General features: G+C 25.4%; 2 tRNA genes. Both read right to left on the bottom strand.

The window, feature by feature from the left end:
• Positions 1-45 precede the first annotated feature (45 nt).
• Positions 46-116 (bottom strand) — tRNA-Ile (locus tag IE237_RS41850).
• A 462-nt stretch (positions 117-578) separates the two neighbouring features.
• Positions 579-652, bottom strand: a tRNA-Asp gene (locus IE237_RS41845).
• Positions 653-724 lie beyond the last annotated feature (72 nt).

Below are 724 nucleotides of genomic sequence, written 5' to 3'. Positions count from 1 at the left end.
GTTCTGAACCAACATCATGTTCTCTTAATTTTATTTTATTTATATTTGAATTACTCAGAATTGAACTGAGATACATCCATTATGAGTGGACTGCTCTACCATTGAGCTATAATTCATTTCTCCTTCTCTTATTTAGAGAAGGAAAGAGATAAATTTTTCCTACGATAAAATTCATTTATGAAAATAATATATGAATCCCCCCATAGGGGGGGAATTAATTTTCTCTATAAAGAAATATATTTTATATAATAAAAATTTATATATTATTTTTAAAAATATTTAAGTGCAGTAGATAGATTCGAACTATCATTTTAAGGTCATGAGCCTTATATGTTTCCTTTACATTATACTGCTTATTTTATGGTATAGCAAGATTCGAACTTACATATTATTATCCGTAGTAATATACATTAACCATTATGTTATATACCATTAAATTTATATTTTTCAAAATATAAATCATTTTATTATAATAGAATATATATAAAATATACGGATAGTCAGCGATTCGAACGCTGAAAGCTCTAGGCTAACTACGTAGCAAGTAGGTTGGCTTACCAATGCCCAACTATCCATTACGCATTACATCAGATTCGAACTGACATCTCTTATAGTGACAATATAAGGCTCTAACCAATTAAGCTACTAATGCTTTATTTATTTATTATTTATAAATAATATATGTATTCTATAAATATATTAAATTAATATATTTTATTATATA

The organism is Streptomyces tanashiensis, assembly GCF_014648895.1.
Taxonomy (GTDB): Bacteria; Actinomycetota; Actinomycetes; order Streptomycetales; family Streptomycetaceae; genus Streptomyces; species Streptomyces tanashiensis.
The sequence above is the reverse complement of the archived record's forward strand: the minus strand, read 5'-3'. Positions and strand labels throughout refer to the sequence as shown.